The sequence below is a fragment of the Amycolatopsis sp. NPDC049252 genome (assembly GCF_043197175.1).
Taxonomy (GTDB): Bacteria; Actinomycetota; Actinomycetes; order Mycobacteriales; family Pseudonocardiaceae; genus Amycolatopsis.
The window spans coordinates 1-16,511 of the sequence record NZ_JBICSQ010000057.1; the positions used below are offsets into that span (position 1 = coordinate 1).

Annotated in this window: 9 protein-coding genes and 1 pseudogene; 5 read left to right on the forward strand and 5 right to left on the reverse strand. The window is 68.2% G+C overall.

Features of this window, described 5'->3' with window-relative positions:
• The 3 genes from ACGFMK_RS35930 to ACGFMK_RS35940 form a co-directional block, all read right to left on the reverse strand.
• Positions 1-1,925: BTAD domain-containing putative transcriptional regulator (locus ACGFMK_RS35930; protein WP_392773052.1), on the reverse strand; the 1,925-nt coding region annotated here is incomplete at its 3' end.
• A gap of 503 nt (positions 1,926-2,428) precedes the next feature.
• A complete protein-coding gene (locus ACGFMK_RS35935) occupies positions 2,429-2,836 on the reverse strand; it encodes a RidA family protein (protein ID WP_392773054.1) in 408 nt (135 codons plus the stop codon).
• Between the two features lie 112 nt (positions 2,837-2,948).
• The gene (locus ACGFMK_RS35940; RefSeq protein ID WP_392773057.1) at positions 2,949-3,563 is read right to left on the reverse strand and encodes a TetR/AcrR family transcriptional regulator; all 615 of its coding nucleotides are present in this window, start codon (positions 3,561-3,563) and stop codon (positions 2,949-2,951) included.
• A 166-nt stretch (positions 3,564-3,729) separates the two neighbouring features.
• On the opposite strand from ACGFMK_RS35940, the gene ACGFMK_RS35945 reads away from it, so the two are divergent.
• The 4 genes from ACGFMK_RS35945 (at position 3,730) to ACGFMK_RS35960 (ending at position 7,934) form a co-directional block, all read left to right on the forward strand.
• Positions 3,730-4,653, forward strand: coding sequence for an SDR family NAD(P)-dependent oxidoreductase (locus ACGFMK_RS35945; RefSeq protein ID WP_392773059.1), 924 nt, complete (start codon positions 3,730-3,732; stop codon positions 4,651-4,653).
• 73 nt (positions 4,654-4,726) lie between these two features.
• On the forward strand, positions 4,727-5,473 hold the full coding sequence (locus ACGFMK_RS35950; protein ID WP_392773062.1) for an SDR family oxidoreductase: 747 nt from the start codon (positions 4,727-4,729) through the stop codon (positions 5,471-5,473).
• Positions 5,474-5,733: 260 nt separating this feature from the next.
• Positions 5,734-6,630, forward strand: coding sequence for a recombinase family protein (locus ACGFMK_RS35955; RefSeq protein WP_392773064.1), 897 nt, complete (start codon positions 5,734-5,736; stop codon positions 6,628-6,630).
• Positions 6,627-7,934 (forward strand): serine hydrolase domain-containing protein, encoded by a 1,308-nt coding sequence (locus ACGFMK_RS35960; RefSeq protein ID WP_392773066.1) that lies wholly within the window; start codon positions 6,627-6,629, stop codon positions 7,932-7,934. The genes ACGFMK_RS35955 and ACGFMK_RS35960 overlap by 4 nt, the downstream gene beginning before the upstream one ends.
• 1,129 nt (positions 7,935-9,063) lie before the next feature.
• Here ACGFMK_RS35960 and ACGFMK_RS35965 read toward each other — a convergent pair.
• On the reverse strand, positions 9,064-9,510 hold the full coding sequence (locus tag ACGFMK_RS35965) for a hypothetical protein (RefSeq protein WP_392773133.1): 447 nt from the start codon (positions 9,508-9,510) through the stop codon (positions 9,064-9,066).
• Between ACGFMK_RS35965 and ACGFMK_RS35970 the strand changes: the two are divergent.
• Positions 9,421-10,238: pseudogene (locus ACGFMK_RS35970) on the forward strand (IS5 family transposase). The gene ACGFMK_RS35965 and the pseudogene ACGFMK_RS35970 overlap by 90 nt on opposite strands.
• Positions 10,239-10,368: 130 nt before the next feature.
• On the opposite strand, the gene ACGFMK_RS35975 reads toward ACGFMK_RS35970, so the two are convergent.
• Positions 10,369-15,579, reverse strand: coding sequence for an NACHT domain-containing protein (locus tag ACGFMK_RS35975; RefSeq protein WP_392773068.1), 5,211 nt, complete (start codon positions 15,577-15,579; stop codon positions 10,369-10,371).
• Positions 15,580-16,511: the final 932 nt, after the last annotated feature.

The following is a 16,511-nucleotide window of genomic DNA, read 5'->3' on the forward strand; positions in this document are numbered from 1 at the left end:
AGGACGTCGACGTCCGCGCCCACCCACGGCAGCGGTTCCTTCACCACGTGCCCCACCACGTCCTGGCCGAGTGGCGCGGCGGTCTCGGCGAGCACGGTGTAACCGACCCGCATGCCCAGCATGCCCTCGTAGGCGTGCCGGGTCAGCGCGACCGCCCACCCCGCCAGCCGGTCCAGGGCGCGCGGGCCGAGCGACGGGCCGACCGTGCGGCAGTAGGCCCGGACGAGGTCGTGCATCCGGTAGCGGGGCACCCCGTCGCGTCCCGGGCCGGCCTGGTCGAGCAGGTTCATCGCGCACAGGTGGGCCAGCACTTCGCCGGTGCGGGGGAGTGGCACGTCGAGCACGGGGGCGAGCGGCCAGCCGGTGAACGTCGGCGACCCGATCGCCGCCAGCGCCAGCATCGCGGCCCGCGCGTCCCGGTCCAGCAACCGGAAGCTGGCGTCGAGGCTGTCCCGGACGCTGCGCTGCCCGACCGTCAGCTCCCGCATCCGCCTCGACTCGTCGGACAGCCGCGCGGCCAGCTCCGCCACGCTGAGCGTCGGGTACGCGGCGAGCTGCGCCCCGGCGATCCGCAACGCGAGCGGCACACCCCCGCAGGCCTCGAGCACCGTGGCGACCGTGCCGTCGTCCTCGCCCAGCCGCGCCGCGCCCGCCGCGTTCGCCAGCACCGTCCCGGCCACCTGGTCGGACAGCGGCGCGAGCGGCACCCGGACCGCCGGCCCGACCTCGGGAAGAACGGACCTGCTGGTCACGATCGTGGCGCAGCCCGGATCGGCGGCCAGGAGCGGCTCGATCTGCGCGGCGGTGGCGGCGGTGTCCAGCACCACGAGCACCCGCTTGCCCGCCGTGCGGCTGCGGAACTCGGCCGTGCGCTCCTCGACGGTGGCCGGCATCGACCGCGCCGGCACCCCGAGTGCACGGAGAAAACCGGCGAGGATCTCGTGCGGTGCGGCCGGTCGCGTGTCGGCGCCCCGCAGGTCGGCGTAGAGCTGGCCGTCGGGGTAGGCGTGCGCCGACGCCGCGCCCGCGTGCAGGGCCAGTGCCGTCTTGCCGATCCCGGGCATCCCGGTGATCAGGACCAGCGGCGGCGCGTCGGCCCGGCGTGCCACCGCGGCCCTGATCGCGGACGATTCCGCGTCGCGCCCGGCGAACCCGGAGGCCCGCGGCGGCAGCTGGGCGGGCACCACGGTCACCGCCGGAGGCGTCTCGACCGAGAGGACCTCCGCCTCCAGCGCGAGCAGCTCCCGCGACGGATCCATGCCCAGCTCCTCGCGCAGCACGCGCCGGGCCTCCTGGAACGCCGCCAGGGCGTCGGCCCGCCGCCCGGCGCGGTGCAGCGCCAGCATCCGCCGGTGGTGCAGGCCCTCGCGCAGGGGGTGGGACTGCACCAGCGCGGTCAGCTCGGGCAACAGCCGCGCGGCCCGCCCGCACGCGATCTCCGCGTCGATCCACTCCTCGGCCAGGCCGATCCGCAGTTCGTCCAGCCGGGGCAGCTCCGCGCCGGCCAGGTGCGCGGTCACCCCGCCCAGCGGCGTCCCGGTCCAGCGGTCGAGCGCGGACCGCAGCAGACCGGCCGTGTCCGCCGGGTCCCCGGCCGCCCGCGCCGTGCACAGCAGCTGCCGTACCTCGTCGACGTCGACGAGGCAGTCCAGCAGGTACCCGCTCGGCACGGTGACCACGGCCCCGGCCGCGCCGGCCCGGTCGAGCGACGCGCGGAGCTTGGACACCTGGATGTGCACCTGGGTCCGCGCGGTGGCCGGCGGCCGCTCGCCCCACAGGGCGTCGACCAGCCGTTCCACCGACACCGGCTGCCGGCAGGCGAGCGCCAGCGCGGCGAGCACCGTGCGCCCCAGCCGCCCCTTGACCGGCACCGGTGTCCCGTGGACCCGCGCGCCGACCGGGCCGAGGACCGTGGCTTCCAGCAATCCCGTGCCCGCACCCTTCAAGATCGTGTGGCGGCCGTCGCCGGGACCGCGCGCAGGCGCTCGACGCCGCGGCGCGGCACCCGGCCGTCCGCCGGAAATCGGGTTCGCGACAGCCCCAGGACGCGGGCCCGCAGCTGGTCCCGTCCTCCTGCGGGCGTCTGTTTTCGCCGGTAAGGGTCAGCCCCAGTGACGAAAGCAGCCGTGCCGACGCTGCCAGCGGCGCGCGAGCACCGTCAACCGGCCCGAAAACGTTTCGCGCTGGCTCGAAACATGAGGCCGCTCCCCGGATCGGGCAACCTCTTGTGCCCTTTAGAAATTCTTCACAGTGGTACGGCTTGAAGAACCCGGAGCTGAACACGGTCGCGAAGTACCGGTCGTCCCTCGACAACCAGCTGCTCTCCACTGTCCTCAACGGAGCCACGAGGGCCCGGCCGACCCGAGACGGCAGCGACGATCCCAGCCACGCCGCCCGGATCACCCACCCGACGTCGTTTGACGCGGCACTAGTCGATCACGGCGATGGCTTCGACTTCCACCAAGAGATCAGGGGAGTACAAGGCGGCGACACCTATCAGCGTTCCGGGCGCGCTTAGCGTGACGCCGAGTTTCGCGAGGGCCCGATCACGGCCCTCGGTGACCAGTTTCATTTTGTCCATGTTCCAATCAGTGACATAGGTGGTCAGCTTCGCGACGTTGTCGAACGAGCCACCCGCTTCGGCGAGCGCCGCGCCGACGTTGAGAAAGCATTGCTCAACCTGCGCGGCGAGGTCACCTTCGCCCACCAAGGTTCCGTCCGCGTTCCAGGCGACCTGGCCGGCCATGAACACCAGCTTCGATCCGGTGGCTATCGAGACCTGCCGGAAAAAGCCCACCTTCGGCAGTTCCTGGGGGTCGATCAAACTGATGGTCATGTTTTTCGCCAATCTGTAGTGCGGCGCATGAGCTGCGGGCTGCGGTGACGGCATTGCCACGGGAGCAACGAGCCTGCCAACGCGTGACTTGGTGCGAAGTCGCGCGCCGTCGTCAGGGGCGTGGCTGAACGTCATCGATCCAGCGGTCGACGCGGTCAGCTTCGCGTCTCAAAAGCTCCGGTGAGGCCGTGGCGTGGGAGAGGACCGCGGTTCCCTGGTAGGCGGTGATCATCTCGACGGCGAGCTCGTGAGCGTCGCTGCGTCCCATTTCCCGGAACTGCTGCTCGGCCCCGTCGACGAGGGCGTGCATCAGCTTGGCTGAGTGCGGCTCCGGGCCCGTCACGCGCTTGGAGAGCTCTGTGCAGAGAGAACCGATGGGGCAGCCGCGCTGCGCGATCATGTCGGCTTCCTCCGACAGTGATCTGAACAGTGCCTTGAGTCGGTCGGCTGGGGCGTCGTGCCGCTCGGCCAGAGCCGCATAGGTCGACTCGATCTCTGCTGTCCGCGCGGAGACGACAGCATCGACGATGGCGTCCTTCGTCTTGAAGTAGTAGTACACGTTGCCCAGGGGAACGCCGGAAGCGGCAGAGATGTCGGCGATCGTCGTGCGCTCCACTCCCTGTTCGTAGAACACCTGAGAAGCGCCGGCGATCAGTCGGTCTCGCTTCCCCCGGCGCTCCCGAGCTCGTGATCCGCCCTCGGCCATCGCGTCAGTCACCTCGCTCACCACCAGACCGTGTGTCAGTCATCTAACTAACTATAGACGACGCCCGGCCTCCGCGGCTACTGTGTTAGTTGACTGACTAACAACAGAGGGTGTCCATGAGTTGGTACGTACGCAAGAAGGTCGTGATCGGCCTGGCCGGGCCGGCAGAAGGTGTGAGGGCGTCACGATGAGCGCAGTCCCGGTGAAGACCGTGCTGATCACGGGCGCCAACGCCGGGATCGGCAAGGATGTGGCCCGGCAACTGGCATTGCGCCCTGAGGTGGCGCGGATCTACCTGGCGTGCCGGAACCGGGATCGGGCGAGCGAGGCCAGGGCCGAACTCGAAGCGAAGACCGGCCGGGCCATCTTCGAGATCGTCCTCATGGACGTCGCCGACCCGGGTTCGGTCCGCGCCGCCTTGGCCGGCATCGACGGATCCCTCGACGCGCTGGTCATGAACGCCGGTGGAGTCGGCGGCCGGACACCGACGGCGTTGACCGCCGACGGGGTCACCACTGTCTTCGCGGTGAACGTTCTGGGTCACGCCGTCCTGCTCGACACACTCCTGACCGAGGGCCGGCTTGGCGAGGTGGCGGTCTACGCCGGAAGCGAAGCAGCCAGGGGAGTGCCGAAGTTCGGGATGAAACGGCCATCGTTCGCCTCGACCTCCGCCGATGAACTCGCGACCGTGATCGACGGCAGCTACTTCACCGGCAGAAGGCTCGACCGCAACCTGGCCCACGGGCAGGTCAAGTACATCGCGGCCCTGTGGATGGCCTCCCTGGGCCGCCGATACCCGGACCGGCGATTCGTCACCGTGAGCCCTGGTAATACGTCCGGCACTGATGGGCCCAACGATATGAGCCTCCCACTGCGCCTGGCGGCCAGATACGTCATGCCGGTTCTGAAGATCTCCCACAAACTCGAGGTGGGCGCAAAGCGGCTGGTCGACGGTGTCATCGATCCCACCCTGTCGAGTGGTGTTTTCTACGCCAGCGCCGCCAACACGACCACCGGTCCGCTGGTCGACCAGGCGGAAATCTTCCCTGACCTGGCCAACCCGTCCTTTCAGGACCACGCCAACGAGGCCATCCACCGCTTTATCGCCTGAAGGCATTCGCGCAATACCGCGCCGACTGGCTTCCGCCGAACCAGACGCTCCGGCGTCGCAAAGGAGAACACTCATGGACCGGTACAAAGGTAAAAAGGTTGTCATCATCGGCGGCACAAGCGGCATCGGGCTGGCAACGGCGAAGATGCTCCTCGATGGAGGTGCGCGCGTTCTGGTGACCGGGCGCTCGCAGGCAGGCCTGGATTCGGCCCGGGAGGAGATCGGGAAGGACGCCATCGTGGTTTCGAGCGACGCGCGTTCGTTGACGGACCTCGACGCTCTCGCCGGTCGCGCGAAGGCGGAGTTCGGCACCTTGGACCTGCTCTTCGTCAACGCCGGGTTCAGCCTCTTCGCCCCCCTCGAGCAAACGACGGAGGCGACCTTCGACGAGATGTTCAACCTGAACGCCAAGGGTCCGTTTTTTGCGGTGCAGAAACTTTCGCCGCTGATCACCAGTGGCGGTTCCGTTGTCCTCACGACCTCGACCGCAAACGTCAAAGGAATGCCCCTGCTCGCCGCATATGGCGGGGCCAAGGCCGCGCTGCGGAACTTCGCCCGGATGTTCGCTGCCGAGCTTCTTCCCCGGGGGATTCGCGTCAACGCGGTATCGCCCGGCCCCACCGACACGCCGATCGCCGGCAAGTCGATGCCCGACAAAGATCTGGAAGCCCAGATCACCGCGCAGCTGCGTGAGGCCAATCCGATGAAGCGCTTCGGAACGGCGGAGGAACTCGCCACGGCTGTCCTCTTCCTCGCTTTCGACGCGACCTTCATCACCGGCCTCGAACTCCCGGTCGACGGGGGCTGGTCACAACTCTGAGGGCCGTACGCCGCCGCCGCCCAAGTAACGCGTTCCGCATGTGTCGATTGCCTGATTGCGGTCAGCACAGGCAGAACAAGCTGCCTTGGCCGGCGGCGGCCGACGCCCGGGTCGGGGCTCGACCACTCGCCACAACCTCACACCTGGCAGGAACATCGGGCCTCTGTCGAGATGCAGGAAGTACTCACACGTTGACCGCCGGGGGGAGACGAGCGCATCTCACTTGACTTTTGATAGATAGTTTTGCGAAAGTGTGCGGTGTGGAACCGACCCCGCGCGAAGCCGCCGCTGCCGCAGAGCAGCTCGACTGCCCGACCTGCGGCGTTCCCGCCGGCAGCCCCTGCCGCACCCGCGGCGGCACCACCGCGCTCAAGTACCACACACCCCGCTTTCTCCTCATCCCCGCCCTGCGCGACGCGCACGAGGTCGACGTTCCCGACGACCGCGGGCCGGGGCGTCCCTGGCACGCCGTCCCCGCCCGGGCAACCCACGATCCCCGCACGCCGATCCGCGTCGGCTATGCCTGCTGTTCGCCCGCGTCGGCGGACCTGGACCGCCAGCTCGGCGCTCTCACGAGCGCGCGGTGCCGGCACGTCCTCGCCGAACAGGTCCACACCGGAATCAAGACGCGCCCCGAGCTGGACAAAGCCCTGGCACTGGCTATCGAGCTCACCCGAACCGCCCCCGGCCAGGCCGTGATCCTGACCGTGCACGAGCTGAAGCGGTTGGCACGCAACACCGCTGAACTGATCGCCCTGTCCGCCGCCGTCCAGGCCGCCGAGATCCGGCTCGAAGTGCTGACCGGCCCGCTCGCCGGGATCCATGACCCGGACGGGCCGGGCTCGACGCTCTTCGCCGTCCTCGCGGCGGCGGCCGGCCTGGACCGTGACTACGTCCGGGAGAAAACCCGGGAAGGCCAGCAGGCCGCCACGGCCAAGGGGCATCGCAGCGGCCGGCCGAAGGTCTTCGACGAGGACATGCTCGCCCTCGCCCGCAGCCTGCACGACCAGGGCGTGTCCGTTCCCGACATCGCCCGGCAGCTGACGATCAAAACCGGCAGGAACGCCGGCGGACACCCCTCGGTCGCCTCCGTGTACCGGGCACTCGCCGAGCCCGCGGCATCTCACCAGCTTCGTCCCGAAGGGGTACGACCATGACCTGGACACACCAGGCGGCCCACTCGCTCACCGAGACACTGAGCCGTTCGTCCGACACGGAAGGGGTGGTGTTCGCAGCTGCCGCCCTCGACCGCACCGAGACGGTCACCGCCGTCGCTCCTACGGCGATTGCCGCGGATCGGCGATTCGAGATCGGTTCGGTCACCAAGACCATGACGGCGACCCTGCTGGCCTTGCTGGCCGGGGACGGCCTCCTCCACCTGGACGACGAGATCGGGCGGTGGCTGTCGGCCGGCCCGAACGGCGCGATCACGCTTCGCCGGCTGGCCACGCACACCTCCGGCCTGCCTGCGACAGCTCCGAATCTTCGGATCGGCCAAGGCGATCCGCGCGATCCCTGGGCCGGCTACAGCTTCGAGCGCGCCGAGGAGGGCTTGCGCCAAGCGACCGTGACTCCCGGAAACCCGTGGCGCTACTCCAACCTCGGCTATCAGCTACTCGGTCTGATCCTTCAACGAGCCAGCGGGCACGACTACCCGGCACTGATCACCGAGCGCCTGCTCACCCCACTGGCCATGACCCGCTCCGGGGTCGGGCAACGCGGTGCGGGCACGCTGCTGTCCGGCCACGCCGACGGCCACGAGGTGCCTCCCTGGGAGCAGCCGCTCGGCGCCGGCGGTGTCGAGGCGACGATCGAGGACCTGGCCCGCTACGCCCACGCCTGCCTGTTCCCGCCGCCCACGGCGCTGGGCGCCTCGATCACGCTCGCCCAGACACCCGTACTGCCCGTCGACGGTGGCGCCGGACAAGCCCTCGCCTGGATCGTGCGACCGGACGGCGTGCGCGAGCACAGCGGCGGCACCGGCGGGTTCAGCGCCTGCGTCAGCATCGACCACACGCGCGAACGCGCCGTCGCGATCCTCGTCAGCAACCAGGGCAGCCCGGCCTACTCAGCGCACCTCAAGCAGGCCGCGCACCTGGCGCTGGCCGGTGAAGACCCTCGACAAGCCGACACGCCGCGACCACGGCCCTCCTGGCGGGACGACGCCCACGCGGTCGCCCGCGCTTTCCTGGACGGACACATTTCACAGGTGCACGCACGGCTGGCCGCGCAGGCCCGCGCCAAGATCACCCCGGAACAACTCGAACGTGCCTGGACGAACAAGATCCAGCCCGCCGGCCCCGCAGGGGACGTCACGATCGTCCACCACGAGACAGCCGCATCCGGAGCCGTCGTCGCGGACCTCACGATCCAGTTCGCCACCAAGCCGCAACGCATGCGGCTGGTCATCCTGCCCTCCGGGGAACTCGGCGGCCTGGCACTCCTCCCAATTCCCGCATAACCCTCTTCGGGAAGCCCGTACAGGTCGAAGCGTCAATGCCGGCCCTGTCGGCCAAGGCTGCGCGTCCAGATCGCAGAACGCCACGCCGACCCGCAAGCCATGCGCTACGACCGCGCTCGCAAGAACCTCGACCGGCATCCGAACTACATCCTGGTGGCGGACATGGCATCCGCAACCTGACACACAACGCACCGTCACGCCGCCGGCTCAGTCGTTGCGCGCCGCGATGCGGCTCCCGGCCGGAGAGGGGCCGGACGAAAACCCCTGCGGGGACTCGGTTCGTGGCGTTGCCGCCAGGGATCGCGGTGCTCTGCAAGGAGCTGATGGACAGCCACCGCGATCCGTTCGTGCTGTCCACACCGGAGGGTCATCCGTGGCGGCGGTCAAACATCCGGACCCAGGTTCCGGCGGCCGGCCTGGGACGGTGTCGAGCTGGACGAAACCCGCAGCGGCGTCCGCCGATCCTGCCGACGTTCACGTTCCACGAGCGGATCCCGGAGGTCGCGCGACGGGCGCGGCTGAGCCAGAAGATGGAGGGCGCCGCCCGGGTCTACGACCACGTGACGCCCGCGATGGTGAATCAGGTCCTGGACGTCCTGGCGGAACGCTGGTGTCGCTGTACCCGGGAGAGCGGGCGAAGCTGGTGTCCTGGTTCCCGCACCTACGGTCGGGGCGGCCATCCCGGCGCTGGGTGCCGTCGCCGGATTGTCGCCGACCTGCAGTTTCAGGTGGTGCGCGATACTGGGATTGAACCAGTGACCTCTTCCGTGTCAGGGAAGTGTGGCACGTGGTTTGACCAGGCCCAACGGGTACTACTGCAGGTCGTCTGCCCGGGTTGCTTCCTGGAGGGGCAGCTACGGCAATGTTGCTTCGGGTTCCCATCGCCAGAAAATCGCCAGATGGTTCTGATGTCGAACGGGCGCCTGGTCGTGTTCGGACACGTCCGACGCCTGTACCGCACGGGGCTGCGAGGCGGTCGCCGGGGATTGGTGGGCTACCTCCGGCGGCCTGCACTGCTTCGTGGAGCAGCCGGCCAGCAGATCGAATGTCGCTGGCAGAAAGCGGACCGGACGCCATTGTCCAGGATGTGTTTTGCGTGTGGTCAGGCGCCCAGCGCCGCCTGGTAATCCTACGCCTGGTCCGGCGTCAGGAATCGCGACTCCCGTACCAGGGCGCCGCCCTTGACGTAGTCGTATTCGCCGACTGCGGGCAGTCCTTTCGCCACTGCCTGGATGAAGTCCATCCGTGCCTTGGCGGCTTCTTCAGTGGTGAACACCTCCACCGATCCGCCGCGCTCTGCTGCGTCCTCCTTCAGGTACTCGACGTCGTCGGCCTTGACGCGTGAGTCCCCGAATGCAGTCTTCGAGCTGTAGCCGTTCGGGCGGCTGAGAAGATGGTTTGGGTCGTCCTCCGCGGTGTAGGTCTTGATCAGCTTAAGAGCGTGTCTTACGTGGTGATCGATGCTTCGTGAGCCATGATCTTGCTCGTGGTTGATCGGTTGTCGCTGCGGTTGGTGCCGGACGAGTTGTGGGCACTGGTGGAATTGTTGATCCCGGAGTTCCGGCCGCGTCCGCAAGGAGGCGGCACGGCTCCGGTGTAGGCTCGTGCGGTGTTCACGGCGATCGTGTACGTGCTGACCAGCGGCTGCGCGTGGCGGGATTTGCCGCCGTCGTTCGGGGTGCCGTTCCAGACCGCGCACCGCCGCTTCAGCCGGTGGACCCAAGATGGGCTCTGGCGCCGGCTGCACCATGCGGTGCTCGACGAACTCGGCAGCCAGGGCCTCATCGACTGGAGCCGCGCGATCGTGGACGGTGCCTGCGTACGGGCCAAAAAAGGGGATCCCTGACCGGTCGGAGCCCGGTCGATCGAGGCAAGCCCGGTTCGAAGATCCATGCCTTGTCCGACCGTGCGGGGCTGCCGCTGGTCGTGGCCGTCTCCGCGGCCAACACCCATGACATTCATGCCCTCAAACCTCTGGTCATGGCAATCCCGGCGATCAAGTCCCGGCGCGGCCCACGCCGGCGCAAGCCCGCCAAGCTGCACGCCGACAAGGCCTACGACCAACCCGACCTGCGGCGCTGGGTCCGCGACCGCGGCATCAAGGTCCGCATCGCCCGCAAAGGCATCGAGACCAGCAAGAAACTCGGCAGGCACCGCTGGGTCATCGAACGCACCATGGCCTGGTTCACCGGCTACCGCCGCCTCACCCTGCGCTACGAACGCAAAGCCCAGCACTTCCTCGCCTTCCTCCTCCTCGGCGCCGCCCTCACCTGCCACAAAAAACTCCGCAAACCCACCACATGAGACAAGCTCTAAGTCGTATATGCCGGTCGCGTTTTTGCTGCCAGTGCTGCGGCGATGGCGACCAGAATGGGTTCGGGAATGGGTCCAATCTAATGGCACCTCGGGCTGCGATCCAGGTGCTGGGTGCAGTTCAGCGCAGGTTTCTAATGATCTCTCGGGCTTCCCCGCGACAGAGTTCGCTCGCTAGGGCGAGTAGCCGTGCTGCGGATAACCGAATACGGGGGGCGACACGGTCGTCGTGCGCGATTTCCCTGGCCACGATCGCCGCTGCTTCCCGGTGCTCGCGATGCTCGGTGGCACCCCACGCGCCGCGGCACCGGACCGACGGGGCCAGGTCGTGATCGTGCGCCATCGCGAGAAAGCCCAGCGCGCTTTCGTCAGCTTCGAAAACCTGAATTGCTTCCAGAGCCTGCAAGCGCAAGAGCGGGTCACGTGTGCGGCCGAACCCACGTAGCAGATCGAGGAGGCTGCCGCGAAGGTCCGGACGCTGCAGTCCCAACGCCCGCGCGGCGTCTCGTTGCACGGTGGTCGGGAGCCCTCTGTCCGCGGTGATCGCATCCAGTGCAGCGGACCCGAGTTCGTGTCCGCGGGCCCCCAGTTCGGCGAGATCGTCGGCGGCCCACCAGCGCAGTCGAGGATGACATCGTGGATCGGTCGCAACTTCATGCAGGAAACCGGCGGCGGCGGCTCGATCCTGTCGTTCGTAGCTACACAGCCAGTTGGCTGCGGACCTCCGAATGATCGGCAATTCGCCGGGGTTATCCCGGACCGCCCGGACTTCGTCCAGCCACCTCAGCGCGTAAAGCATGCGGAGTCGGATACCACCCGCGATTCGCCGGTCGGCAAGGAGCTCTTCCAGATGTATCCGGACCTGCGCCGGCAATTCGGAGGTCAGCTCCGCGACAGTGAGACCGGCGTGGGCCCGGTCGCGTCCGTCCCGCGCACTGTCGGCGAGCACGGCGCAAGCGTCCGCGAGGCATCGATGATGCCACTCCGGGGAAAGCGCGGTCAGCTCGATCCGTGCCCGGCGACCGACCGAGTGCCCACCGGTCAGCGTCTCCAGCCGACGGATCGCCTCCCGTTCGTGCCCTGGCGAAAATCCGCTCAACGCCTTCGCCGCGGTTACGCGCTCTGCGGGGGTCGTCTCTGGCGCGGAAAGCCGGTCCAATACCACTTGCTCCGCTTCGGTGGTCAGTGGGCGGTCCCGCCAACGATTCACGTTCTCCGACCAGTCCCGGGGGGAGATGAGGTAGTCGAACACCAGCATCCGGGCAATTTCTCGCCCACCTGAGTCCGGCAGGTCGCGGGCTGCAGTGGCCCGGACCTCGCCCGAGGCTGCCGGTTCGCGGGCCAGTGCGAGCCGCACCCTGCGCGTCACCGGATCCTCAGGCCCGAAATTGCGCAGCAGTCCCAGGGCCTCACCACGCTCTCGCGGAGTCAGGCTGGACATTCCGGCCAGCCGGAGGAGTGTCGGGCGTGCCTCGTCGCCGGCCGATTGACCGAACGTCCCGAGTTCGTAAGCAGCGTCGCACCGATCAGCGATCGGCCGTCTCTCGTCAGTCATGGTCGTCCGGAGGAAGTCCGTTGCCTCCCCTGAAGTACGCGGATCGATTCTCGCCAGCAGGGTCATTGCACTGCTCCGGAGATCGGCGCGCAGGAACGGGTCCGTAGCCTGCGAGCGCAGCTCGGCGACCAACTCGGCGGCCGCGGCTGGGTGCGCTTCCGCCGTATTGGCCGCCAGCCGTTGGCGCAACGCGTTCAGAACCTGACCGGCAGCCGGTAATGCCTTTATCACAGGTTCGAAGCCGCCACTGGCGACGACACACTCGCGGAAACTTTTCTCCCAGATGTACGGCTGCAGTTCGGCGTGCAGCCGGCAGATCAGTGCGGTGGCTTCGGCCGGCTCGGCGATCTTGTTCCTCACCAGGAGAAGCATCGCATCACACCGTGTTGCCGCATCGGCTGAGGCATCGGCTGCGATCAAGTTCAGCTTGGCGAGCACGGCAGGATCGGCCAAAGCATCGATCGCATTCATCGCCTCGGCCGCTGCGCACACACGCCTAGGGCTGCTCTGCGGGGAAAAAACGACTTCCCGGAACGCGTCAGCCATCCTCTTGCGCGGTTCCCTGCCAGCATCGCAGGCGTAACGTCCGATGACAACCATTTCGCCGTCGGGAACCTCGCCGTCCTGGAGTAACTCGGCCAGACCTCGGATGGCCGCCTCGTGGTATTGCCGTCCCATAAGTAAAAGGTCGGTGCCAAACTCCGCGCGGCGGCTGCTGCTCCGGTTTTGATCATGAAGCGCTGCCGTGACGCTGTTCGCCAGCTCGTCCGGATTCGTGGTATTGGCGGTGCTGAAGGAAGCCTGGTTGTACGGGGCTTCCCAGCCTGCTTCGCCGAGTAAGACGAGTGCTGTGGTGGAGGCCTCGCTCTCCAGATCGGGACAGAGTCTCGTGAGTTGGCGCCAAGCCCTCACCCGGACCCTCACTGGGGAGGGTGGGGCTACCAGGCGTCTCAGCTCCGTGATGGTCACGGTGTGGAACTCGGGCCCCACCTGCGACAGCTCGAAAGCGGCCTCGTACTGGGCTGAGGCTGGCAGCTCCGGGTCGGACATCGCCAGCCGGAGCTGCTCCACGGCGGCTTTCCGGTGCGGGTCGCCGAGGGCGAATAACAAGCCGAGCGCGCTCATGCGTGTCATGCTCGACGCCTGGGGGTGGCTGCAAGCAAGGTCAAGCACGTGCACCGCGTCGATGCGGCGGGTCGGCCCGAGGTTAACCAGCGTCCGGCCGACCGAGAGGAGGTCGGCCGCATCGGCCACGGGGCTCTCGAGCACCGTCCGGGCGAGGGCCGCGGCCGGCTCGTGGAAATCGGGGCCGCAGCCAGCGAGCGCGGAGGCGATATCTGCCGATCCGAAGGCACTGCCGATGGCTTCAGCGGCGAGGTTCGGTACCAGCTCACCCGCCCGGACCCGGTGCTGAGAGCCCAGCTGCGAGAGGACACTGGCCGCTCGAAACCGGACGAAGTGATGCAGGCTTCGATCGGCGACCCGGCGTTCGAGAGCGGCGGCGGCTTCCGCGATCAGATCGGGCCCCAGGGACGCCAAGCCGAGTGCGGCCTTCTCGACCCCTATCGAGGACCACGAGCGCCGTTCGAGCACTTTCCGAAACTCCGCCGCGCAGCGCTCGTGGAACTCCACACCGATCTCCACGAGGCCGGCCGCCGCCATCACCAAATCGATGTCGGGTGCCGCCGGGTCGTCAAGCAACTCGGTCAACGCCTCGACAGCTCCTGCCTTCGCCTCGTCGCCCAGCCCGGCAAGCACGACCGCCGCGTCGCTGTACTGCGCAGCTGTGGCGGTCGGGGAAGCGAGAATCGATCGCAGCCCGCTCACCGCAGCGCCGCGCTCGTCAGCGCCGCATTCCGACAGGCCTTCGGCCGCGTTCAGACGGGTTTGTGCCTTGATCGTCGTGTCGCTCACCACCGTGCGGAGAGCCGCGACCGCTTCCACCCGGTCGCCGGTGTCGAGGCGGGTCGCGAGGGCCACCGCCGCGTCCACGCGCGACGGCCAGGGCATCGCCGTGTCGCGCATCATGCCGCGAAGCCACTCCACCAGGCCCGGATGGTGGGCCGCGCGGCTGATCTGACGCAGAATCTCCCCGCTCGGGTGCTGAGTCGTCGCCGCCCATGCCCAGGCCGTCGCTAATAGCACGTCCACCACGCCGGATCCGGCCGGAATGTGCCACGCCAGAAGGCGGGCCGCCAGCAGGTGCTGCTGAGGGCGTCCGCCTTGGAGGTAGCGGATCAGCTGGTCCGCCTGAGCCGGGTACAGCCGCGCGTGGTGCAACAGCACACGACGGGCGTAACGGCCACGTTCTTCGGGCTCCGCAGAGTGGAGCAGGGTCACGAATTGCTGGTGCGTCGCGTCGAATTCCGCCGGAAGCTCTCTGGCTTTCGCCGTTGCCGCCAAGTGCTCCGCGAAACTGTGGTGCAGGAATTTCAGGTCGCCGTTGCGGACCTGGAACGGGCCGATTTCACCCAGATGGCCAACGAGTCGCGCTCGCCAGTCGCTCACGCGGGCCAGCTCGGGGTGATGGCCGGCCAGCCAGCTGTAAGCCGCCTCGATCAGGGAGGTGTCGGCTTCGAGCCGGACGCGGCCCAGGTGTTCCAGCAGCTGGTCGCACTGATCGTCGAACGGGCTCGGGGGCAGCGCGTGCGCGGACCTCATGTGGCCGAGGTAGGTCTCGTAGAGCTCGTACTGGTTGTCAGGCAGCGGTCGATCGGCGTGCTTCTCAAAGATGATCGCCGCGATCGTGGCCAGCAGCGGCACCCTGACCAGCTCGTCGAGATGGGCGTCGCGGATCTGACGGATGAACCGCTTCGCGTCACCGCAGTCGCTGGCGAACCAGTTCTCGGCGAACAGGCGAAATGCCTCTTCGTCGAAAGGCAGCAGCTCGTACCGCGCCGCGCCGATCCGCTGGAACGGGGCCAGCGTGGCACCCTCAATCGGGCGAGTGGTGAGGACCACGCGGTAGGCATCCGAGGCCCAGGTGCCGAGGACCGCGACCAGCTTATCCCGCCGCGCCGCGTCGGCGACCTCGTCGAGCCCGTCGACGAGCAGCAGCCAACGGCACCCGGCGACCCGGCCGGCCAAGTCGTCCGGGCGCAGCGGCTGGGCGAGGAGCGCGCCGTACTCGCCGCGGACGGTCTCGGCCAGCGCCTCGGAGAACGGCAGTTCGAGGCGCGCGGCCAGCTCCCGTGCCGTCAGCCGGAGCGGGACGACAGGCTCGCGCAACGGCGCGGTGTGGCTCGCGTGCTGCCAGCGTAAGGCGGTCTCGGCCGCCAGCCGCAGCGAGAGGGTGGACTTGCCCTGGCCGGGGCCGCCGGTGACGAGCATGTGGTCCTCGCTGTCGAGTGCGTCCCGCATGCTCCTCGCCGGTGGGCGAACCGAGAGCCGGGCGATCGGCGGGTACGGGACGTTAATCAGCTGTCCCTTGCTGTCGAGGACTGGGAGCGGGCGAGTCTGCTCGGCCGGCTGGGCTTCGCTCCCGCTCGTGACGTCCTGGCGGACGTAGACTGTTGCGAGCGAGGGTCGACGTGCGCCCGGCAGCCGATACGGGAGTTCCTCGGCTATCCGGATCTGGGCGTGCAAGAGGGAAACGATCTGCGCGGGTAGTTCCGGGAGCACTGACCAGTCCTCGGGCGGCGCGACGGCGGGAGGCTCGGCCGACAGCGCCGCGGCCGCATGGAAGTGCACGCCACCGTGGATGGTCTCGGCCTGCACCGAGGCTCCGGCCACGTTCCCGGAGATCAGGTTAGTCGCCGGCCGCGCTGGATCCGCCACTGGCCCTCCTCTTCTCCCCGGCATCCTGCCACGCGAGGCGACTCCACGGGCATGTCCGTCGGACCGGAATGAGGAACCTTCGTCGCGCTTGCCGCTGCAGAAACGATCCGGTAGATCAAAAGATGACGGACAAAAGGAGAGCTATGACGGCCGTCTCCGGCGGGCTCGCCGAGCTCCGACGCCGGACAGACCATGATCAATCACGACGATTCAACCTCTGTAGCGGTTGCAGAGTTGTCCGATCGAGTGTTCCCTGGGATTCAATGGTGAAAGCTATCTATCGCACGGCGAACCGAAGGATCGGCTTGCCCTGCACGCCGGCTGTCACTCTGCAGCCGCATGAACTGCCGGCCGAGGGAACGCAAGGGGCGGGGGCCTCAGCCCGATTTCGTGCGAGAACCACCGCGTCCCGATATTCGCCCTGAGCCCGCGCAGGAGGATTCGGAGCCGGTCGAGCAGCCCGCCCACGGTGTCACGATATCGACCCCGATCGGAAACGAAACGTTGCGCCGTGAATGTGAGCCGGTTGCACGCCGCGATGGCGAAACCGGAGCCCTTGCCGGGGACGGCGGCGATCATGCGCGCGGCGCGCAACCAACGGGCGTGTCGCGCAGCCAGTGCGTCGTGACCACTCCTTAATCGACCGCGGCCGCAGGAACCTCGGCCTAAGGTCGGAATGCCACTCGAACTCCATGATGTCCACGATCGGCACCGCGCGGTGAGGCGACCGTCCACCCTCGCTCCACATTCCGCTCCTCGCGTCGTCGGCACTCTACCGCGGTGAGCATGCGTCTCCGCTGCGGACAGTGGTTTGTCCTGGAACTGTCAAGTCATTGTCAGCTCGCTGACCATTGAAAATCGCTCTGGTACTACAGGTCATCGAAGTAGGCGTCGGCGTCATGGTCGACCTTCTGCACGGCGAATTCCCGGCA

Coding starts and splice junctions, on each gene's coding strand:
- ACGFMK_RS35935 (WP_392773054.1), bottom strand. CDS start 2,836: ATGACCATCAGTTTGATCGACCCCCAGGAACTGCCGAAGGTGGGCTTT.
- ACGFMK_RS35945 (WP_392773059.1), top strand. CDS start 3,730: ATGAGCGCAGTCCCGGTGAAGACCGTGCTGATCACGGGCGCCAACGCC.
- ACGFMK_RS35950 (WP_392773062.1), top strand. CDS start 4,727: ATGGACCGGTACAAAGGTAAAAAGGTTGTCATCATCGGCGGCACAAGC.
- ACGFMK_RS35960 (WP_392773066.1), top strand. CDS start 6,627: ATGACCTGGACACACCAGGCGGCCCACTCGCTCACCGAGACACTGAGC.